The 20,565-nt window shown below is 64.9% G+C and carries 22 protein-coding genes; 20 read left to right on the plus strand and 2 right to left on the minus strand.

The genetic code is table 11. The features are described 5' to 3' along the window. Positions 1-100: 100 nt before the first annotated feature. Positions 101-586 carry a CarD family transcriptional regulator gene (locus tag ACUYV6_RS05180; RefSeq protein WP_449277592.1) on the minus strand — a complete coding sequence of 162 codons (486 nt, stop codon included), beginning with the start codon at positions 584-586 and terminating at the stop codon, positions 101-103. 153 nt (positions 587-739) lie between these two features. On the opposite strand from ACUYV6_RS05180, the gene ACUYV6_RS05185 reads away from it, so the two are divergent. The 16 genes from ACUYV6_RS05185 to ACUYV6_RS05260 all read left to right on the plus strand — a co-directional run bounded on the left by ACUYV6_RS05185 (position 740) and on the right by ACUYV6_RS05260 (position 14,478). After that, a complete protein-coding gene (locus ACUYV6_RS05185) occupies positions 740-1,315 on the plus strand; it encodes a DNA modification methylase (protein ID WP_449277593.1) in 576 nt (191 codons plus the stop codon). Between the two features lie 177 nt (positions 1,316-1,492). After that, positions 1,493-2,497 (plus strand): peptide chain release factor N(5)-glutamine methyltransferase, encoded by a 1,005-nt coding sequence (prmC, locus tag ACUYV6_RS05190; RefSeq protein WP_449277594.1) that lies wholly within the window; start codon positions 1,493-1,495, stop codon positions 2,495-2,497. Between the two features lie 102 nt (positions 2,498-2,599). Continuing rightward, positions 2,600-3,265: an L-threonylcarbamoyladenylate synthase gene (locus tag ACUYV6_RS05195; RefSeq protein WP_449277595.1), complete on the plus strand. Its 666-nt coding sequence runs from the start codon at positions 2,600-2,602 to the stop codon at positions 3,263-3,265. A gap of 1 nt (position 3,266) precedes the next feature. Next, positions 3,267-4,409: an MraY family glycosyltransferase gene (locus ACUYV6_RS05200; RefSeq protein ID WP_449277596.1), complete on the plus strand. Its 1,143-nt coding sequence runs from the start codon at positions 3,267-3,269 to the stop codon at positions 4,407-4,409. A gap of 113 nt (positions 4,410-4,522) precedes the next feature. After that, positions 4,523-5,026 (plus strand): 3-oxoacyl-ACP reductase, encoded by a 504-nt coding sequence (locus tag ACUYV6_RS05205; RefSeq protein WP_449277597.1) that lies wholly within the window; start codon positions 4,523-4,525, stop codon positions 5,024-5,026. A gap of 156 nt (positions 5,027-5,182) precedes the next feature. Beyond that, positions 5,183-6,004 carry a F0F1 ATP synthase subunit A gene (atpB, locus tag ACUYV6_RS05210; protein WP_449277598.1) on the plus strand — a complete coding sequence of 274 codons (822 nt, stop codon included), beginning with the start codon at positions 5,183-5,185 and terminating at the stop codon, positions 6,002-6,004. 51 nt (positions 6,005-6,055) lie between these two features. Further along, complete coding sequence (gene atpE / locus ACUYV6_RS05215; protein WP_449277599.1) at positions 6,056-6,283, plus strand: ATP synthase F0 subunit C; 228 nt, start codon at positions 6,056-6,058, stop codon at positions 6,281-6,283. 35 nt (positions 6,284-6,318) lie between these two features. Continuing rightward, positions 6,319-6,873, plus strand: coding sequence for a F0F1 ATP synthase subunit B (locus ACUYV6_RS05220; protein ID WP_449277600.1), 555 nt, complete (start codon positions 6,319-6,321; stop codon positions 6,871-6,873). Continuing rightward, positions 6,873-7,649, plus strand: a complete 777-nt coding sequence (locus ACUYV6_RS05225; RefSeq protein WP_449277601.1) for a F0F1 ATP synthase subunit delta — start codon at positions 6,873-6,875, stop codon at positions 7,647-7,649. Before ACUYV6_RS05220 ends, ACUYV6_RS05225 begins: the two co-directional genes overlap by 1 nt. Positions 7,650-7,703: 54 nt before the next feature. Beyond that, positions 7,704-9,329, plus strand: a complete 1,626-nt coding sequence (gene atpA, locus ACUYV6_RS05230) for a F0F1 ATP synthase subunit alpha (protein ID WP_449277602.1) — start codon at positions 7,704-7,706, stop codon at positions 9,327-9,329. A gap of 80 nt (positions 9,330-9,409) precedes the next feature. Next, complete coding sequence (locus ACUYV6_RS05235) at positions 9,410-10,300, plus strand: F0F1 ATP synthase subunit gamma (RefSeq protein ID WP_449277603.1); 891 nt, start codon at positions 9,410-9,412, stop codon at positions 10,298-10,300. Positions 10,301-10,324: 24 nt separating this feature from the next. Further along, the gene (atpD, locus tag ACUYV6_RS05240) at positions 10,325-11,788 is read left to right on the plus strand and encodes a F0F1 ATP synthase subunit beta (RefSeq protein WP_449277604.1); all 1,464 of its coding nucleotides are present in this window, start codon (positions 10,325-10,327) and stop codon (positions 11,786-11,788) included. A gap of 2 nt (positions 11,789-11,790) precedes the next feature. Next, the gene (locus tag ACUYV6_RS05245; protein WP_449277605.1) at positions 11,791-12,066 is read left to right on the plus strand and encodes a F0F1 ATP synthase subunit epsilon; all 276 of its coding nucleotides are present in this window, start codon (positions 11,791-11,793) and stop codon (positions 12,064-12,066) included. A gap of 123 nt (positions 12,067-12,189) precedes the next feature. After that, on the plus strand, positions 12,190-12,966 hold the full coding sequence (locus ACUYV6_RS05250; protein ID WP_449277606.1) for a YaaA family protein: 777 nt from the start codon (positions 12,190-12,192) through the stop codon (positions 12,964-12,966). Positions 12,967-12,995: 29 nt separating this feature from the next. Further along, entirely contained in the window at positions 12,996-13,895 is a 900-nt protein-coding gene (locus tag ACUYV6_RS05255; RefSeq protein WP_449277607.1) for a PP2C family protein-serine/threonine phosphatase, read from the plus strand. Positions 13,896-13,971: 76 nt separating this feature from the next. Further along, positions 13,972-14,478, plus strand: coding sequence for a YehR family protein (locus tag ACUYV6_RS05260; protein WP_449277608.1), 507 nt, complete (start codon positions 13,972-13,974; stop codon positions 14,476-14,478). A 114-nt stretch (positions 14,479-14,592) separates the two neighbouring features. On the opposite strand, the gene ACUYV6_RS05265 is transcribed toward ACUYV6_RS05260, so the two are convergent. Continuing rightward, entirely contained in the window at positions 14,593-15,933 is a 1,341-nt protein-coding gene (locus ACUYV6_RS05265) for an aminotransferase class III-fold pyridoxal phosphate-dependent enzyme (protein WP_449277609.1), read from the minus strand. A gap of 112 nt (positions 15,934-16,045) precedes the next feature. Here ACUYV6_RS05265 and metG point away from each other — a divergent pair, with 112 nt between their 5' ends. The 4 genes from metG to ACUYV6_RS05285 are packed head-to-tail and all read left to right on the plus strand — an operon-like array spanning position 16,046 to position 20,524. Next, positions 16,046-17,683 carry a methionine--tRNA ligase gene (gene metG / locus ACUYV6_RS05270; protein ID WP_449277610.1) on the plus strand — a complete coding sequence of 546 codons (1,638 nt, stop codon included), beginning with the start codon at positions 16,046-16,048 and terminating at the stop codon, positions 17,681-17,683. A 20-nt stretch (positions 17,684-17,703) separates the two neighbouring features. Then, complete coding sequence (locus ACUYV6_RS05275; protein WP_449277913.1) at positions 17,704-18,612, plus strand: TatD family hydrolase; 909 nt, start codon at positions 17,704-17,706, stop codon at positions 18,610-18,612. A gap of 41 nt (positions 18,613-18,653) precedes the next feature. Beyond that, positions 18,654-19,541: a 16S rRNA (adenine(1518)-N(6)/adenine(1519)-N(6))-dimethyltransferase RsmA gene (gene rsmA / locus ACUYV6_RS05280; protein WP_449277914.1), complete on the plus strand. Its 888-nt coding sequence runs from the start codon at positions 18,654-18,656 to the stop codon at positions 19,539-19,541. Positions 19,542-19,597: 56 nt separating this feature from the next. Beyond that, a complete protein-coding gene (locus ACUYV6_RS05285) occupies positions 19,598-20,524 on the plus strand; it encodes a 4-(cytidine 5'-diphospho)-2-C-methyl-D-erythritol kinase (RefSeq protein ID WP_449277611.1) in 927 nt (308 codons plus the stop codon). Positions 20,525-20,565: the final 41 nt, after the last annotated feature.

The following is a 20,565-nucleotide window of genomic DNA, read 5'->3' on the forward strand; positions in this document are numbered from 1 at the left end:
TCGACGGAAACGGCGAATGTGCCAGAACGAGCGGAGCGAGCGGAGCGAGCCTGAGGGATCGCATGCTCGAGCGCACCGTGCAAGTGCGACAGGAAGCGGCTTAGGAAGCCAGAACCTCGTCGAGCATCTCCGAGGCCTTCTCTTCATCGGTCTTCTCGGCGAGCGCGAGCTCGGACACGAGAATCTGGCGCGCCTTCGCGAGCATCCGCTTCTCGCCGGCAGACAGGGAGCGGACCTCCTGATCGCGGCGCCACAGGTCGCGAACGACCTCCGAGACCTTGATGACGTCACCGGAAGCGAGCTTCTCGAGGTTTGCCTTGTAACGGCGGGACCAGTTCGTGGGCTCCTCGGTGAAGGGAGCGCGCAGCACCTCGAACACGCGCTCGAGGCCTTCCTGGTCGATCACGTCGCGAACGCCCACGAGGTCGCAGTTCTCTGCGGGGACCTCAATCGTGAGATCTCCCTGGTTGACCTGCAGCGTGAGGAAGAGCTTCTCCTCACCCCCGAGCTTGCGCTTCTTGACCTGAATGATCTTGGCGGCTCCGTGGTGGGGGTAGACGACTGTCTCTCCGACCTCAAATTGCATCGAGTAGGCTCCTTATATCAGTCCAGCCGCCAGTTTACCATAAAGTCGAAGCGAGCTTAGGCGATCCTAAGTTACGCACGACGACACGGCGACGGTAGGATGATTTCAAACTGTCGCCGCGCTGCGGATTCACTCATTCACCGGAGGACACCCTTGAAGACTCGGATCGCCTCGTCCGCCGCCATCGCCGCGGCTCTCGTATTCGGCCTGACCGGTTGCGGGCTGGTCGCTCCGCAGGCCACGCTGACGCCCTACGCCCCGAGCGACGGCATCGACGTGAACGTCGAAGGGGCGAAGGTGCGCAACCTCATGCTGATCGCTGACGAGAGCGGCGAGAACTTCAACGTCGTCTTCACCGGCGTCAACACCGGGTCGAGCGCGGTACCGCTCACCATCAATTTCGAGGCGGAGGGATCCGCGCGAGCATCGGCCGATTTCGATCTCGAGCCCGGTTCGACCATCTTCGGCCCGGTCGACGCCGAGCAGGAGCCCGTGCTGATCTCTCTCAGCGACGTGCAGCCCGGCGAATCCGTCACGGCGTACTTCCAGACGCCCGGCGGCGATGAGGTGGAGCGCGACGTTCCGGTGCTCGACGGCACGCTCAAGGAGTACAAGGACCTTGTCGTCTCCCAGAACTCCGTTGCTGAAGACGAGGCTGACAGCGAGAACTCGGGCAACGCGACCAACGGCGACGAAGGGGCGACCTCGGAGCAGAGCGACACCGAGTAGAGCAACTCCGAGTAGAACGGCCCGGTGTAGAGCGGTTCGGAGTGCAACCACTCGGAGTGAAACGATTCGAACAGGGCGACTCGAACGGGTCACCGGCTGAGCGAAACGGCCCGGAGCACACGCTCCGGGCCGTTTTTCGCGTTGACGAGCAGAGTAGTTAGGGACGCGGAGCCGAAGATGAGCACTATGGACTGGGGCGAACTGATCGCCGAGGCGAGCGCCGAGCTCGACGCAGCTGGGGTCGCAGCGCCCGAGGCCGATGCGGAGCTCATCTGCGCGCACGTGCTCGGGGATTCCCGGGGGAGGGTGCGCGTGCTGTCGATGCTGGGGTCGTCGGTCGATGAGGATCTCGTGAGCCGTGTGCGAACGCTCGTTTCAGAGCGGGCCAGGCGGGTGCCACTGCAGCACTTGACCGGGCGCGCACCGTTCCGTGGCATCGAACTTGCGGTGGGCCCTGGGGTATTCGTACCCCGACCAGAGACTGAGACTGTCGCGCAGTTTGCAATCGACGAGCTCCGCGCAGTGGCCGCTGGCGGTCAGTCGACCGGTGAGCGCAGCGACGAAGTCATCGCGCTTGATCTGTGCACCGGTAGCGGTGCGATCTCCCTTGCGATTGCCGATGAAGTGCCGTACGCGCGAGTCTGGGCGATCGAGAAGAGCGCTGACGCGCACGCGTGGGCGGACCGTAATGTGCGCGCCCTGGGTGACGGACGAGTGGTGCTGCTGCAGGGAGATGTTCGGGAACTCGGTGATGCGCGAGAGCTCGCTGATGTTCGGGATCCCGGGGAGGTCGAGGAGCTCGCCGACATTCGGGATTCCGGCGAGCGCTCGCGGTCCGCGGCATCCCCGGTCGCCCGTGTCGGCTTCAAACTGGCCGGACGTGTGGACGTGCTCGTGTCCAACCCGCCGTACGTGCCCGAAGAGATGGTGCCGCGGGATCCCGAGGTGCGCGACCATGATCCGGAGCTCGCTCTCTACAGCGGTGCCGACGGTCTCGACCTGATTCGTGTCATCTCGCGGGTTGGTCTCGCGCTGGTGCGGCCCGGAGGGCTGCTGGTGCTCGAGCACGCCGAGACGCAGGGGTCCGCGATCCGCAATCTGCTCGCCGCAGCGGGCTGGAGCGATGCCGCGACCCACCCAGACCTGACTGGTCGTGATCGCGCGACGACCGCGCGGCGCTGAATCAGAGTTGTCGAACGGTCGTCGTAGAACGGCCATCATGAGAAGGCCATCGCAGGGCTCACGCGGTCGGGAGCCGGGAATGGGCGAGTACAGTGGATCGTTATGGTCGAGTTCTACGACTGCGCCGAAAGCGCGCAGCTGCTGAAGGGCACGCGCTCCGCTCGTCAGGCCATCGGCCGGGGCGAGCTTGTCGTGATGCCCACGGATACGGTGTACGGGGTCGCCGCCGACGCCTTCTCGCCGGATGCGGTGCAGCGCCTGCTCGACGCGAAGGGCCGTGATCGTCAGTCGCCGCCGCCCGTATTGATTCCGAACTCTGCCACGCTTTCAGCGCTTGCGGCTGCGGTGCCGCAGACGTTGCGCACGCTGACCGACGCCTGCTGGCCCGGGCCGCTGACGGTGATCGTGGATGCCAACCCGGGTCTCCAGTGGGATCTCGGCGACACCGGTGGCACGGTCGCGCTACGCATCCCTGACGATGTGCTCGCGCTGGAACTGCTGCACGAGACGGGGCCGCTCGCGGTCTCCTCTGCGAATCTGACGGGGCAGCAAGCGGCGCGCACGGCCGAGGATGCAAGGGCCATGCTCGGCGACTCGGTCGCCGTGTACCTCGAGAACGGACAATCGTCCGAATACGGGGTCGCATCGACCATCGTCGATGCGACGGCGCTCACCGACGAGGGCGGCGCACTGCGCATCCTGCGTGCGGGGGGTATCGCTCGGGATCGGCTGGCCGAGCTCTTGCCGCAGGTCTCGGTCGAGGGCTGACATGACCCCGTTCCTGATCGTGGCGGTCACCGCGGCAGCGGTGACCGCGGCTGCCTCGTGGGCGGTGCTCCGGCTCAGCCGCAGGTACGGGCTGGCTCCCGAGGTGCGGGCGCGAGATGTGCATCGCGCGCCGACACCGAGGCTCGGCGGCGTCGCGATGTTCGTGGGTCTGCTCGTGGCGTTCGTCGTCGGAGCGCTCCAACCGGCGTTCCAGGGTGTGTACGACCGCCCAGGCCAGGTCTGGGCGATGATCGGCGCGTGCACCCTGATCGCGATCGTCGGAGTGCTCGATGATCTGCTCGATCTCGACTGGATGATCAAGCTCGCAGCCCAACTCGCTGCGGCCGGACTGCTCGCGTGGCAGGGCGTCCAGATCCTCTCACTCCCGTTCGGCGATGCGCTTATTGTCGGATCGCCCACGGTGAACTTCGTACTCACGGTCTTTCTCATGGGGCTCGTGATGAACGCGGTGAACTTCGTCGACGGTCTCGATGGTCTCGTCGCCGGGGTCGCGATCATCGCGAACGCCGTCTTCTTCATCTACATTTGGCTGCTCACCGCGCAGATGGGGCGCGACGACGCCATGACGTTCGCGGGGCTCATCGCCGTCGTGATCGTCGGGGTCTGCGTCGGCTTCCTCCCGTTCAACTGGCATCGCGCACGCATGTTCATGGGCGACAGCGGTGCGCTCCTCGTCGGCTTGCTCATGGCAACGTCGACAGTGACGGTCACTGGACAGCTCAACCCGGCGTCCCTCGATCCGAAGCTCGTGCTCGCGAGCTACATCCCGATCATCCTGCCGGTCGCGGTCCTCATCATGCCGCTCGCAGACTTCACCCTCGCCGTGCTGCGCCGACTCCGGGCCGGCATGAGTCCGTTCGCCGCCGACCGCAAACACCTGCATCACCGTCTCCTCGATATGGGGCATTCTCAGCTGCAGGCAGTGCTCATCTTTTACCTCTGGACGGCTGTCATCTCATTGGCCTGCCTGCTGGTCTTCACCACGCAGAGTTTCTTCTGGCCCACTGTCGTCGCGGTCGTCGGAGGAGTGCTCTGCATGATCGTCACGGTCACACCGCTCGTTCGGGTGCGTGAGTGGTGGGAGCAGAGATCCCGGGACGAGAGAGCAACACCCAGGGTGTGAGGAGAACCCGCAGCATCTCCGGCCATAACAAGATTGCTATCGTTGACGGAGCGAACGGGAAAGGTGTCCCGTCGAATGTCACGTGCGCACCGCGCCGATGAGAGGACCGCCGAGTGAGCGAAGCCAACGAGCCCGGAGCGCCCGTCAGCAACGAAGGTGCCGACGATGCGCAGCGTCCGCCGGCGATGCCGGTCTCGCAGCCTGCTCTGGTGAAGGCGTTGTGGTGGGGGATCGGCGCTACGGTGCTGCTGCTGCTCGTGTGGGGCGGCATCGGCTTCCTCGTTGCCGGACGTGAAGGGCTCACCGGTGGGACGCTCGGAGCCGCCTTCGCCGGAATCTTCACACTGCTGACCGTCGGCAGCATCGCGTTCGCGAACCGCTTCATCGAGAGCGATCTCTACATCCCGATGTTCTTCGGCATCGTGCTCGGTACCTGGATCCTGAAATTTATCGGATTCATCATCGCGATTCTGCTGCTGCGCGGTCAGCCTTGGCTCGATCCGCTGATGTTCTTCCTCGCCCTCGTCAGCGGTGTGCTGGTCTCTCTCGTCATCGACGTCGTGGTCGTCGCGCGTTCGCGGATCCCGGTGATCTCGCCCCGCTTCACGGAGGACTGAGGCGCTTCGGGCGCTCTCGGTCGGTTTCGCTTGACGCGAAAGTCTTGCTAGACTGGCCAAGTTCCCTGCCACAGTGCACGCTGCGCGAGCCGCGAGAGCCGGGGGCACGACCACCGTTCGACGAAGTGCAGTACGTCTGCACCCCGAAACAGGAGAATGGCGCTGCTTACTCACGCTGTAAACCTAGTCGCCCCAGGCCTGCTCCGCGCCGATGGTGAATTCCATCCGCCGTCGCTGAACGACTTCTTCCCGCCCGCCATCTGGTTCGAGGGGACTCCCTTCGAGATCAACCGGATCATGCTGCTCCGCATCGTGCTGGCAGTCGTGGTGCTGCTGCTGTTCTGGCTCGGCACGCGCAACATGAAGGTGGTTCCCACCCGCGGCCAGTCGCTCACCGAGATGGCGCTCGACTTCGTGCGTGTGCAGATCTCGGAAAATCTTCTCGGCAAGGTCGATGGGCGCCGGTTCCTCCCGATCCTGACGGCGATGTTCTTCATGATCTTCGCCTTCAACATCACCGGCATCATCCCGGGCATCAACATTCCGGCCACCTCGGTCATCGGTACGCCACTGGTGCTCGCCGTGGTCTCGTACTTCACGTTCATCTACGCTGGTATCAAGAAGAGCCCGAAGAACTTCTTCAAGAACTCACTGTTCCCGGCGGGCGTGCCTAAGCCGCTCTACGTGATCGTCACCCCGATCGAATTCATCTCGACCTTCGTGCTGCGTCCGGTCACCCTGACGCTCCGTCTACTGATGAACCTGATGGTCGGCCACCTGATCCTGGTGCTCGCCTTCTCGGCCACCAACTTCTTCATCCTCTACGCAGGCGGATTCTTCCCGGTCCTCGGTCTTGGAACCTTCGCCTTCGGCGCGGCCTTCACGCTGTTCGAGATTCTCGTCGCCGTGCTGCAGGCCTACGTCTTCACGCTTCTCACCGCCGTCTACATCCAGCTCGCGCTGGCTGAAGAGCACTAAACCAACGAGTTCGGCAAACGCCGTTCTTCAATACGGAAGGAAACACCTACTGTGTCTGTTCTCGCTAATGTCTCGGGTAGCATCGCAACCGTCGGCTACGGCCTCGCAGCCATCGGCCCCGCCATCGGCGTGGGTATCGTCGTCGGCAAGACGATCGAAGGCGTCGCCCGCCAGCCCGAGCTCGCCGGCCGCCTGCAGGTTCTGATGTGGATCGGCATCGCGTTCACCGAGGCCCTTGCGTTCGTGGGCATCGGTACCGCGTTCATGTTCGGCTACTAAACCCGCATCTGCGACTGACTTGAGAGGAGGCAGCGATGATTAACGCAATCGCTGTTGCTGCTGAGGATGCGGCACCGAATCCGCTGCTCCCCGCGACGTACGACATCGTCTGGTCGTCGGTTGTATTCGTCATCCTGCTGATCGCTTTCTGGAAGGTCTTCCTTCCGAAGATGCAGGCGATGCTTGATGCGCGTGCTGAAGCGATCGAAGGCAATATCGCCAAGGCTGACGAGGCTCAGGCTAAGGCCGAGGCTGCTCTGCAGGAGTACACCGCCCAGCTGGCGAACGCTCGCGAGGAAGCCGGCGAGATCCGCGATGCGGCTCGCGCCGATGCCAACGGCATCGTGAAGAAGGCCAAGGAAGACGCCGTCACCGAGGCCGCCCGCATCGCCCAGAACGCGCAAGCCCAGATCGAGGCGGAGCGTCAGAGCGCTGTCGTCTCGCTGCGCCGCGAAGTGGGCACCCTGGCTATCGACCTGGCGTCCGGCGTGGTCGGCGAGCGTCTTGCGGACGATGAGAAGGCCTCGGCCCTCGTCGATCGCTTCCTCGTCGAGCTCGAGGAGTCCGAGAAGGCGAAGGCAGCGAACTGATGGGAAGCGCGTCACGCGTAGCACTCGCCGCGGCTCGGTCGTCACTCGGCCCGCTGCTCGGCTCGAAGGTCGGTGCGGAACTGCTTCAGGCTTCCGCGCAGATCGCCGGCTCCCCGGCCCTGCTCGGAGCCTTTGCCGACGCGACTGCTGGTCGCGAGGCCAAGCAGCAGCTCGTGCAGCGCCTGTTCGGCAGCGCATCGGAGTCCGCTCGCACGGTGCTGAACGCCGCGGTCGAGCAGAGCTGGTCGACTGCCGATGAGCTCGTCGAAGGCATCGAAGAGCTCGGTCTGCGCGCCGACGCGATCGCCCACCCGGGGCTCGCCGATGAACTGCTCGCGGCGGCCGGCACTGTTGACGGCCACCATGAGCTCGAGCTGACGCTCGGGAGCAAGCTCGGCGATCCGGCGGCCAAGGTCGCTCTCGTCCAGCGTCTGTTCACCGACAAGCTCTCGGCTGTCGCAGTGAATGTGGTCGGACACCTCGTCGCACACCCGCGAGGTCGTCGTCTGAGCGCGGCGCTCCAGGAGAGTGCGCGCGTGGTCGCAGACCAGAACGGCCGCGAACTCGCGACCGTCACAGCCGCAGCCCCGCTCAGCGAGGCCCAGCTGGCCCGCCTCGGCGCCCTGCTCGAAAAGAGCGCAGGTCGTCCGGTGAGCGTGACCACCGTCGTGGATCCTGATCTTGTCGGCGGCCTGCGCATTCAGGTCGGCGACAATGTGATCGACGGCAGCATCCGCTCCCGACTCGAAGACCTCCGCCAGCAGTTGGCCGGCTGACACACGCAACTTCACCCCGGGGGCGGCGCCTTCGGCAAAGATAGAGAGAACGAAATGGCAGAACTCACCATCAGCCCTGATGAGATTCGCGACGCCCTGAACGACTTCGCGTCCTCATACGAGCCGAAGTCGGCTGAGCAGACCGAGGTCGGCACGGTCGTCGACGCATCGGACGGCATCGCGCACGTCGCAGGCCTTCCCGGCGTCATGGCGAACGAGCTCGTTCGCTTCGCCGACGGCACCCTGGGCCTCGCCCAGAACCTCGAGGAAGACGAGATCGGCGTCGTCGTGCTCGGCGAATTCACCGACATCGCCGAGGGCCAGCCGGTCACCCGCACCGGCGAGGTGCTCTCGGTTCCCGTCGGCGAGGGATACCTCGGCCGCGTGGTCGACCCCCTCGGCAACCCGATCGACGGCCTCGGCGATATCGCCGGCGTCGAGGGCCGCCGTGCTCTCGAGCTCCAGGCTCCCGGCGTGATGGCCCGTAAGTCGGTGCACGAGCCCCTGCAGACCGGAATCAAGGCGATCGACGCCATGATCCCGGTGGGCCGCGGCCAGCGCCAGCTGATCATCGGCGACCGCCAGACCGGTAAGACGGCGATCGCGATCGACACGATCATCAACCAGAAGTCCAACTGGGAGTCGGGCGACGTCAACAAGCAGGTGCGTTGCATCTACGTCGCGATCGGCCAGAAGGGCTCGACCATCGCTTCGGTGAAGGGCGCGCTCGAAGATGCCGGTGCGATGGAGTACACCACCATCGTCGCTTCGCCCGCTTCCGACCCCGCAGGCTTCAAGTACCTCGCCCCCTACACAGGCTCGGCCATCGGCCAGCACTGGATGTACGGCGGCAAGCACGTGCTCGTGATCTTCGACGACCTGTCGAAGCAGGCCGAGGCCTACCGCGCCGTGTCGCTGCTGCTTCGCCGCCCGCCGGGGCGCGAGGCCTACCCGGGTGACGTCTTCTACCTGCACTCCCGCCTGCTCGAGCGTTGCGCGAAGCTCTCGGACGAGCTGGGTGCCGGATCGATGACCGGTCTGCCGATCATCGAGACCAAGGCGAATGACGTCTCGGCGTACATTCCGACCAACGTGATCTCGATCACCGACGGCCAGATCTTCCTGCAGTCCGACCTCTTCAACGCGAACCAGCGCCCCGCGGTCGACGTGGGCATCTCGGTGTCGCGAGTCGGTGGCGACGCGCAGGTGAAGTCGATCAAGAAGGTCTCCGGCACGCTCAAGCTCGAGCTCGCTCAGTACCGTGCGCTCGAGGCATTCGCGATGTTTGCTTCCGACCTCGACGCAGCCAGCCGTCGTCAGCTCGAGCGTGGTGCTCGACTGACCGAGCTGCTCAAGCAGCCCCAGTACACCCCGTACCCGGTCGAAGAGCAGACCGTGTCGATCTGGGCCGGTACGAAGGGCCACCTCGACGAGGTTCCGGTCGAAGACATTCTCCGCTTCGAGCGCGAGTTCCTCGACTATCTCGGCCGCAACTCCGAGGCCCTGAACACCCTGCGCGAGACCAACGTGCTCGACGACGACACCGTCGCCGAGATCGAGAAGAAGATCGAGGCGTTCAAGCTCGAGTTCCGCACCTCGGCGGGGCAGTCGCTCAACGAGCAGTTCGAGAGCCTGTCCGAGGACGAGATCAAGCAGGAGCAGCTGGTCGTCAAGAAGTAGTCGGTCCGGCGGGAGCGAAACGCTCCCGCCGGCTCCGAACACTCTGACCATCTGAACCTCATAGGAACCACAGGAGAGACATGGGAGCGCAACTTCGGGTCTACCGGCAGAGGATCCGCTCTGCCCAGACGACCAAGAAGATCACCCGTGCGATGGAGCTGATCGCAGCCTCTCGCATCCAGAAGGCGAAGGCACGCGTTGACGCCTCCAAGCCGTACACCAACGCGATCACCCGCGCCGTGTCGGCCGTCGCCACGCACTCGGACACCAACCACCCGCTGCTGACCGAGCCCGAGCGTGTCGAGCGCGCAGCCGTCGTGATCTTCACGTCGGACCGCGGTCTCGCCGGTGCGTTCAACTCGCAGGTGCTCCGTGAAGCTGAAGAGCTCACCGAGCTGCTTCGCGGCGAGGGCAAGGAAGTGTCGTTCTATCTGATCGGCCGCAAGGCCCAGGGCTACTTCAGTTTCCGCAATCGCCCGTCCGAGCGAGTATGGGTCGGTGGCACCGAGGCGCCCGTCTTCGAGACGGCGCAGGAGATCACCGAGGCACTGCTCGCGGCATTCTCAACGGAAGCCTCCGAAGGGGGAGTGGATGAGATTCACCTCGTCTACAACCGCCTCCTCAGCATGGTGAGCCAGGTTCCCTCGGTTCACCGTCTGCTGCCGCTCGAGGTCGTGGAGGGCGTTGCAGAGCCCACCGATGAGCCCGCACCGTTGTACGAGTTCGAGCCCGAGGCCGACACTGTGCTCGACAAACTGCTTCCCGCCTACATCGAGTCGCGCGTGTTCAACGCTCTGCTCGAGTCGGCTGCGGCGAAGCACGCTGCGACGCAGAAGGCGATGAAGTCGGCGAGTGACAATGCCGACACCCTCATCCGCGACTACACCCGCCTCGCCAACAACGCACGTCAGGCGGAGATCACCCAGCAGATTTCCGAGATCGTGGGCGGCGCTGACGCGCTGTCCAGCTAAGCACCGCACGAAGAGAGAGAAACCATGACCGAAACCGCCGCAGTGGCGACTGAGGCCGCAACGAAGGTTGTCGGGCGGATCGCTCGAGTAACCGGCCCCGTCGTCGACATCGAGTTCCCGCACGATGCGATTCCCGCCGTGTACAACGCGCTGGAGACCACCATCAACTTCGGCGAGGGCAGCGAGTCGTTCAAGCTCGTCCTCGAGGTTGCGCAGCACCTGGGCGACAACCTCGTCCGTGCCATCGCGCTGAAGCCCACCGACGGACTCGTCCGCGGTCAGGAAGTCGTCGACACCGGTGAGTCGATCACCGTGCCGGTCGGCGACGTTACCAAGGGCAAGGTCTTCAACGTCACGGGCGATGTCCTGAACCTCCCCGAGGGCGAGACCTTCGAAGCCTCGGAGCGTTGGAGTATCCACCGCACGCCCCCGGCCTTCGATCAGCTCGAGTCCAAGACGCAGCTCTTCGAGACCGGCATCAAGTCGATCGACCTTCTCACCCCGTACGTGCAGGGCGGCAAGATCGGGCTGTTCGGTGGTGCGGGCGTCGGCAAGACCGTCCTCATCCAAGAGATGATCCAGCGTGTGGCGCAGGACCACGGTGGTGTCTCCGTGTTCGCCGGTGTCGGCGAGCGTACCCGTGAGGGCAACGACCTCATCCACGAGATGGACGAGGCCGGCGTCTTCGACAAGACCGCCCTGGTCTTCGGCCAGATGGACGAGCCCCCTGGGACGCGTCTGCGTGTCGCCCTGTCGGCGCTGACCATGGCGGAGTACTTCCGCGATGTGCAGAAGCAGGACGTGCTGCTCTTCATCGACAACATCTTCCGCTTCACGCAGGCGGGTTCCGAGGTATCGACGCTGCTCGGCCGCATGCCGTCCGCCGTGGGTTACCAGCCGAACCTCGCCGATGAGATGGGTGTCCTCCAGGAGCGCATCACCTCGACCCGTGGCCACTCGATCACCTCGCTGCAGGCGATCTACGTTCCCGCGGACGACTACACCGACCCGGCGCCGGCGACCACGTTCGCGCACCTCGATGCGACCACCGAGCTCTCGCGTGAGATCGCGTCGCAGGGTCTCTACCCCGCGATCGATCCGCTGACCTCGTCGTCGCGCATCATGGATCCCCGCTACTTGGGCGAGGACCACTACCGTGTCGCCACGAGCGTCAAGGCGATCCTGCAGAAGAACAAGGAGCTGCAGGAGATCATCGCGATCCTCGGTGTTGACGAGCTCTCTGAAGAGGACAAGATCACTGTGGCGCGTGCACGTCGCATCCAGCAGTTCCTCTCGCAGAACACCTACATGGCGAAGAAGTTCACCGGTGTCGAGGGCTCGACCGTTCCTCTCAAGGAGACCATCGAGTCGTTCGACGCGATCGTCAAGGGCGAGTTTGACCACGTGGCCGAGCAGGCCTTCTTCAACGTCGGCGGTATCGGCGACGTCGAAGAGAAGTGGGCGCAGATCCAGAAGGACAACGCCTGATCATGGCTGCTCTCAACGTCAGCGTCGTCTCGGCCGATCGTGAGATTTGGACTGGCACCGCCAGCCAGGTCATCGCGAAGACCGTCGAGGGTGAGATCGGCATCCTCGGTGGGCACGAGCCTCTGCTCGCGATGCTCGCCCATGGCGAGGTGCGCATCACCACCGAAGTCGGCGAGAAGATCACGGTCGATGCCGAGGACGGTTTCCTCTCGGTCGATCACAACACCGTGGGCATCGTCGCCGGCAAGGCACAGATCACGGAGGGTGCGGCGGCCTAGGGCTCGTCGCAGCACACCGTCGTGGAGGCCGGTCACCGCATCTGGTGACCGGCCTCCGCGCATGTCGACATCTTGCAGGATCCAGTGCAAGATTCAGATCACCTGAGGGTAGGGGAGAGACTCATGCGTGTACTACTGCCGCCTTCGGAGACGAAGCGAATCGGCGGATCGCGCATGCTCAACCTCACCACGCTCTCGGCGCACCAGGAACTCGGCGACGCCCGGGCCGTCGTCATCGAAGCACTCACCACGCTCTCCTCCGACACTGAACGCGCGGTGAAGGCGCTCGGGCTCGGCGTGAAGAACCGAGACGAGCTCGCATACAACCTCGAGCTGCACCGATCCGGCGTGATGCCCGCAGCTGAGCGCTACACCGGTGTGCTCTACGACGCCATCGGGGTGGAGTCGCTCGCATCGGAAGAGCGGGGCTGGCTCGACGAACACGTCAGCGTCCAATCAGCACTCTTCGGCTTGATCTCCGCAGGCGACCTGATTCCGGCATACCGTCTCTCCGCTGGTACCTCGTTGCCGGCCTTGGGGACCAGCCTGAAGCGCTTCTGGCGCGATGCACACGCTGGTCTGTGCCCCGAGGAGCATACGTTCGTGCTCGACCTCCGTTCGCAGGGCTATGCCGAGCTGGCACCGATGCCGGGTGCCGTGCAGTTGCAGGTCGCAACGCTCGAGAGTGACGGATCGACCCGTGCACTGAATCACTTCAACAAGGCCGCGAAGGGCGACCTCGTTCGCAGACTGGCCGTCTCCGAAGCCGATATCGAGAGCGCAGGAGAGTTCCTCGCCTGGGGCGAGGAGCATGGACTGGCCCTGCGGGACGCAACGGAGGGTGCGCGCATGACCCTGCTGACGGATATCGGCGCGCCCGCGCCGACTCGGGCGCGTTAGGATAGTGCGGTGCAGAACGGAAGTGCGGAATGACGACACGCGGTGAGAACGCTGTGCGTCGACGCATGCGCTACCTCCCGGATTCTGAGACCGAAATCGAGCTCTCCTGGCACGCGGTGACCGACGTGGGACGTCGCCGCGAGACCAACCAAGACAGCTACGTTGTAGTGCCACCGGTATTCGCCGTAGCTGACGGCATGGGAGGCCACTCTGCCGGCGAAGTCGCCTCGGGTGCCGTCGTGCGGCGTCTTGCAGAACTGGGCACACTCCCTGAAGTGCACCAGGAAGACATCGATGCGGCACTCTCCGATGCCGTGGATGACATTGAGCTCGACGCGGGCGATACCGAGCTCGGAACGGGCACCACCGTGACCGGAGTGAGCTTCGGAGCCTGGGCCGACGAACCGACGTGGAACGTATTCAACATCGGTGATTCCCGCGTCTACCAATATTTCAAGGGTGCTCTCAGCCAGATCACCGTCGACCACTCCGTCGTACAGCATCTGCTCGACACCGGCGCCATCACTGCCGAAGAAGCGGAAGTGCACCCGCACTCGAACGTCATCACCCGCGCAGTGGGGTTCAACGAGGCACCGATTCCCGACTACACGGCGCTCGCGCTCATCCCTGGCCAACGGATCCTCATCTGTTCTGATGGTCTCACCAAAGAACTGACCGAGGTGGGCATTCAGCACTACCTGGCGGTGTGTCAGACCGCCGAGGAGGCCGCCAACACTCTAGTGCAGCAGGCGCTCGACAATGCGGGACGAGACAACGTCACAGTCATCGTCATCGATGTGCACGCAGTCGGCGACACGATGGACACCGGCGACTTGGGCAGTGCGGGCATGAGCGAGGACACGCTCGACGGTATCGAGGTCGATACGACCGAGACTGCCGGATTCGAGCCGATCAGCGCCGTTCGTTAGACTGACCGAGCACACGACCTCCCGCTAGGAGGAGACCCGGAGCCTCGACGCTCCGACGAGAGGCAGGACGCAACGCATGACCCAGCTGGTACAGCAGAAGACGACCGGTAAGACGGTGAAGCTGCTCGCAGTTCTCGCTGCACTGGGCCTCGCCCTCACGGCGTGCGCCGGCGGTGGCGAGAAGACCGAGACTGTATTCACCACGAACCAGAACGGTGTCGACATCACGATGACCTACTACGCCACGGGCGATGAGGTCACCAGTCAGTCGACCGAGAGCGTCATCAGCTACGAGGCGCTCGGGGTCGAGGATCAGGACTCCGCCGAAGAGATGCTGGCGCCGATGGCCGAGGAATTCAAGGACATCGAGGGCGTCGAGCACGAGATCGAGTACGGCGAGGATTCCGCGACTGAGCGACTCAGCGTCGACTACACGACCGCGAGCCTTTCGGAGGTCGCGCGACTGACCGGTTCCACCTTCGACGAGGAGGCCGAAGACGGCGGCAAGGTCGGGCTCGAGCAGAGCCGCAAGATGCTGGCCGACGCGGGCTTCACCGAAGTCGAGTCGAAGGTGGTCGAGTAAGCGGTGGTCGAGTAGGCACCGAGATGACTGGATGCGCGATGGCTGCGCGGATCCAGTCATGACGACAATGGGCGAGTGGGATATCCCACTCGCCCATTGTCGTTCTGAGGAGGCTTAGGACTGCTCGGCGGTGCAGGCCTCATCAAGCACCGAGAGCACATCTTCAAGCAGGGCGTCGCTCATCTTGAGTGACGGCAGGAAGCGGATAACACTGCTGTAGATACCGGCGCTCAGCAGGACGACGCCGCGCTTCGCTGCGAAATCGATGATGCGGGCCACGCGGTCGGTGTCGTGTTCGAGGGTGCCTGGCTTCACGAACTCGATGGCGAGCATCGCGCCCATGCCGCGCACGTCTGCGATGCCGGAGTGCTTCTGCTGGAGCTTTTCGAGCCCACCCTTGAAGACGCGCTCAATGCGCTTGCCCTCTTCCAGCAGGTTCTCGCTTTCAATGCGCTCGAAGACAGCGACGGCCGCGGCGCACGAGACGGGGTTGCCGCCGAAGGTGCCGCCGAGTCCGCCCGGCTGCGACTTGTCCATGATCTCCGCGCGGCCCGTGATGCCCGCGAGCGGCAATCCACCCGCGATGCCCTTCGCGGTCAGCACGATGTCAGGGACGAAACCGAACTGTTCGAAGGAGAAGACGGTGCCGGTTCGGGCCATTCCCGCCTGCACCTCATCGGCGATGAAGACGATACCGTTCTCGCGGCACCACTCCGCCATAGCCGGGAGGTATCCGTCGGCGGGCACAATGAATCCGCCCTCGCCCTGCACCGGCTCAACGACGAAGCAGGCCAGATCTTCTGCGCCGGCCATCTTCTCGAGATAGGCGATCGTGCGCTTCGCCGCCTCGGGGCCGCTCAGCCCGTCACGCAGCGGGTACGACCCGGGCGCCTTGGTGATGTCGCCGGCGCGCGGACCGTAGCCGAGCGCGTAGGGGGCTGCCTTGTGATTCATGCTCGAGGTGAGCATGGTGCGGCCATGGTAGGCGTTCTCGATCACGGCGATACCCGGACGGCCCGTGTACTTGCGCGCGATCTTCACACCGTTCTCGACGGCTTCAGCGCCAGAGTTCATGAGCAGCGTCTTCCACTGCTCACCGGCGGGAAGCAGACGGGCGAGGTGCTCGGCGACCTGCACGTAGGGCTCGTACGCCGTCATGGTGAAGAGGGTGTGCGTCACCTTCCCCATCTGCGCGCGTGCGGCCTCGACGACCGCATCATCGGTGTGGCCGATGGTGGTCACACCGATGCCGCCGCACACATCGATGAGCTGGTTGCCATCGACATCGACGAGGATCGAGTCGTGCGCCTGCTCGACATAGATCGGCAGCACCGTATGCACACCCGGGGGAACGACGGCGCGACGTCGCTCATGCAGCTCCTGCGACTTCGGGCCGGGGATCTCGGTGACGAGACGGCGTTCCTGAGGAATCGTGGGCGCAGTAGCTTCTGTCATGCTGCCGATTCTACTCCCGCCGAGCGACTCCTGCAGGGAGGCGCGGGCAGGCCCCATCGCGCGGCCCGTAACCCGGCGCGAAGCGATCCTGATTCTCCGTACAATGGAACCCATGGCATCAGACCAGCAGGCACGCTCCGCGCAGCAGGCGCAGCCCTCTTCGTTCTTCATCACCACACCGATCTTCTATGTGAATGACGCGCCCCATATCGGGCACGCCTATACCGAGGTCGCGACCGACGTGCTCGCGCGTTGGCACCGTCAGGCGGGTGACGACACCTGGTTCCTCACCGGAACCGACGAGCACGGACAGAAGATCTTGCGTACTGCGACTGCGAACGGCGTCGAGCCCAAGGAGTGGGCCGACCGGCTCGTTGAGAGCTCCTGGAAGCCGCTGCTCGATCTCATCGATATTTCGAACGACGACTTCATCCGCACGACCGATGAGCGTCACGAGAGCGGTGTCGCGAAGTTCTTGCAGCACCTCTACGACGAGGGCCACGTCTACGCGGGCGAGTTCGAAGCGCTCTACTGCGTCGGCTGCGAAGAGTTCAAACCGAAGAGCGAGATCATCGACGGCGAGGGTGCCTTCGTCGGTGAGAAGGTCTGCGCAATTCACTCGAAGCCACTGGAACTGCTGCAAGAGAAGAACTACTTCTTCCGCATGAGTGCGTTCCAGGACCGTCTACTGAAGCTCTACGAAGAGCGCCCCGACTTCATCCAGCCCGCGAGCGCGCGCAATGAGGTCATCGCCTTCGTGCAGCAGGGACTCGAAGACCTGTCGATCTCACGTACGTCTTTCGACTGGGGCGTGCCGATCCCGTGGGATCATTCGCACGTCACCTACGTCTGGTTCGACGCCCTGCTCAACTACGTGACCGCAACCGGTTACGGCAGTGATCCTGAGCAGTTCGCCCGGCGCTGGCCGGCGACGCACATCGTCGGCAAAGACATCCTGCGGTTCCACGCCGTGATCTGGCCCGCAATGCTGATGGCAGCGGGAATCGAAGTACCTGATCGGGTCTTCGCGCACGGTTGGCTGCTCGTCGGCGGCGAGAAGATGTCGAAGTCGAAGCTGACGGGTATCGCCCCGAACGAGATCACCGATACCTTCGGCTCTGATGCGTTCCGCTACTACTTCATGCGCGCGGTGTCGTTCGGGCAGGACGGTTCGTTCAGCTGGGAGGATCTCGACGCCCGGTATCACGCTGAGCTCGCAAACGGCTTCGGCAACCTCGCCAGCCGAGTGCTGGCGATGAATGCCAAGTACTTCGACGGTCGCGTCCCGACGGCCTCCACGGCGAGCGACGCCGAACACCCCGCCGATGCAGCGATCCGCGAGCTTGCGACCTCTGTCGCCGAGCGTGCCGACGCCAGCATCTCGGAGCTGGCAGTGCACGAGGCGATTGCAGCAGTGTGGGAGCTCGTCGACGCGCTCAACGGCTACATCACCGAGCAGGAGCCCTGGGCACTCGCCAAGCGCTCCGTCGAGGACCCGTCGCAGCGCGAGCGCCTTGCGACCGTGCTGTACACGGCAACCGAGGGTCTGCGCGTGCTGGCGGAGCTGCTCTCGCCCGTGATCCCGCAGGCTGCGACGAAGCTGTGGTCGGCGCTCGGCGCCGAGGCCGAGCTCGGTGCGCTCACCGAGCAGCCGCTGCGCGAATCGGGTCGATGGGGTCGACTCCCCGTCGGCACCGAGCTGCAGCCCCTCGCCGCTCTCTTCCCGCGGATTGAGAAGGAGAGCGCGTGACGGCTGTTCCGAGCGGCGGGCTGCGCAAGCGCGCCTCCGAAGGTTCCGGCAACGGCGAGCATCGGCGTTCGCGCCGCCTCGAGCGTCCGGCAGCGCCCGAGGCGCTGCCGGTCGCGGTCTATGACAACCACACGCACCTCGAGTTCGAAGACGGCGTCGATCAGCTCGCGCCGATCGAGTCGCTGGATCGGGCCGCGGCGGTTGGAGTGGGCGGCGTCGTGCAGGTCGGCACCGACCTCGAGACCAGCCGATGGAGCGCGCAGCTCGCTGCTGCCGATCCGCGCGTGCTCGCGGCCGTTGCGTTGCATCCCAATGAGGCGCCACGGCTGGCGGAACGGGGACTTCTCGGTGAGCACCTCTCCGAAATCGCTCGTCTCGCTGCTGAGCCGCGTGTGCGAGCCGTCGGCGAGACTGGCCTCGATTTCTTTCGTACGGGCGAAGAGGGTCGCGCCTCGCAGATCGAGTCGTTCGAGGCGCACATCGAGATCGCGAAGCGTCATGGACTCGCGCTGCAGATTCATGATCGAGACGCCCACGACGAGGTGGTTGCGACGCTGAAGCGCGTTGGTGCTCCCGAGCGCACCGTCTTCCACTGCTTCTCGGGAGATGCCGTACTCGCCCGCATCTGCAACGACAACGGCTGGATCATGTCGTTCTCGGGCACAATGACTTTCAAGAACGCGCCCGCCCTGCGTGAGGCGCTTGCGCTCGCCGACCCCGAGCTGGTGCTCGTTGAGACCGATGCGCCGTTCCTCACTCCCGAGCCATTCCGCGGCCGCCCCAATGCCCCTTACCTGATGCCGCACACCGTGCGACGCATGGCGGACGTGTGTGAGGCAGACCTGGGTGAACTGTGCAGCCGGCTCGCGGCGAACACGGAACGCGTGTACGGGTCCTGGCAATTCGAGGGCGAGGTCGCGGACGCGTGAGCGACTCGGCGGAGGGTGAGGCCCCGGGCGGAGCGGTCGATGTGGGGAGTGAGCCCTGCGGATCACCCGGCCCGCAGCTGCTCGGACCCGCGGAGGTGCGCGAGCTCGCAGAGCGCCTCGACGTGTCTCCGACGAAGAAGCTCGGGCAAAACTTCGTCATCGATCCGAATACCGTGCGCAAGATCGTGCGTCTGGCCGGTGTCGAAGCCGCTGATTCGGTGATTGAGATCGGGCCAGGGCTCGGGTCCCTCACCCTCGGTCTCACCGAGACCGGCGCTCAGGTGACGGCCATAGAGATCGACCGTCGGCTCGCCGCTGAGCTCCCCGCTACTGTGCGCGCGATGCAGCCGAGTGCCGCTGCGCGCTTCCGAGTGATTCTCTCGGATGCGCTGGAGCTTTCGCGCGAGGACCTGTCTGCTGCGTCCGTACCGGCACCGCCGACACGTCTGGTTGCGAACCTGCCGTACAACGTCTCGGTGCCGATCCTCATGCATCTGTTGGAGCTGTTGCCGACGCTCGAGGCCGGGCTGGTGATGGTGCAGGCCGAGGTGGGTTACCGCATCGCCGCGAGGCCGGGCTCGAAGGAGTACGGCGCTCCCAGCGCGAAGGCCGCTTGGTACGGCGCATGGGGGATCGCCGGGACAGTCAGTCGCCGTATCTTCTGGCCGGTGCCCGGTGTAGATTCTGTGCTCGTCTCCTATGCGCGTCGTGCCGAGCCGCGCGGCAGCGAGGAGGAGCGCCGACTCACGTTCGACCTCGTGAACGCCGCCTTTGCGCACCGCCGCAAGATGCTGCGGCAGGCACTGCAGCCTGTGCTCGGATCCTTCGACCGTACGGTGGCCGTGCTCGAAGCAGCCGGGGTCGCCCCGACTCTGCGTGCCGAACAGCTCGACATCGAGCGTTTCCTCGCCATCGCTCGGACTGCCTGAGGCCGGCTGCCCAGTCCATGTTCTTCGGGGTGCGTGGAGTGCGCTAATTTGGTTCCATGGGGACATCGACTTCGGGCTCGGTAACGGTGCGTGCGCCGGGGAAGATCAATGTCTTCTTCCGTGTCGGAGCCCTGCAAGCCGACGGTTATCACGATGTCGCGTCCCTCTATCAGGCCGTGTCTCTATTCGAAGAGGTCACAGCCGCTCATGCAGATGGCTTCGTCGTGCGATTCGCGGGCCCGGTAGACACGACGGATCTGCCGACCGATGACACGAACCTCGTGATCCGAGCTGCGAAGCTGCTCGCCGAACGTTCCGGGTATCACGGCGGAGCAGACCTCACTGTGGTCAAGCGCGTGCCCATTGCGGGTGGAATGGGCGGCGGCTCGGCAGATGCTGCGGCGACCCTGGTCGCGTGCGATGAGCTCTGGGGGACGGGGCTCGGTCGAAGCGGACTGCTGCCGTTGGCCGCGGAGCTCGGTGCTGATGTCCCCTTCGCGCTCGAAGGGGGCACGGCTGTGGGAACCGGTCGGGGGGAGGAGCTCAGCCCTGCGCTCGCAAAGGGCGGGTTCCACTGGGTACTCGCGCTCTCGGAGGGTGGGCTCAGCACGCCGGTCGTGTATCGGACGCTCGATCAGCACCGCGACGATCACCGTGCGGACCTGTCTCCTGTGCCGGATTCCGTGAAGGTGGATACCGCCGTGTTGCAGGCTGTGCGGGTCGGAGATGCGGAGTCGCTCGCCGATTCTATGCACAACGATTTGCAGGCGGCGGCGTTGCGCCTGGATCCTGCGCTCACCGAGGTGCTGGAGCTCGGGGAGTCTCGTGGAGCACTCGCCGGCATCGTTTCGGGGTCGGGGCCGACGCTTGCGTTCCTCGTGGGAGGCCCGCAGGAAGCCGCGGAGTTGCGGAGTGTGTTGACGCGGTCCGGGATCCGTTCGCTCTACGTCACCGGCCCGGTGCATGGGGCACGAATCGCTTAGACGAAAACGCGGAGCGTTTTCGCGCGATTCGTGCCGCGCTC

The organism is Leucobacter sp. GX24907 (genome assembly GCF_053567335.1).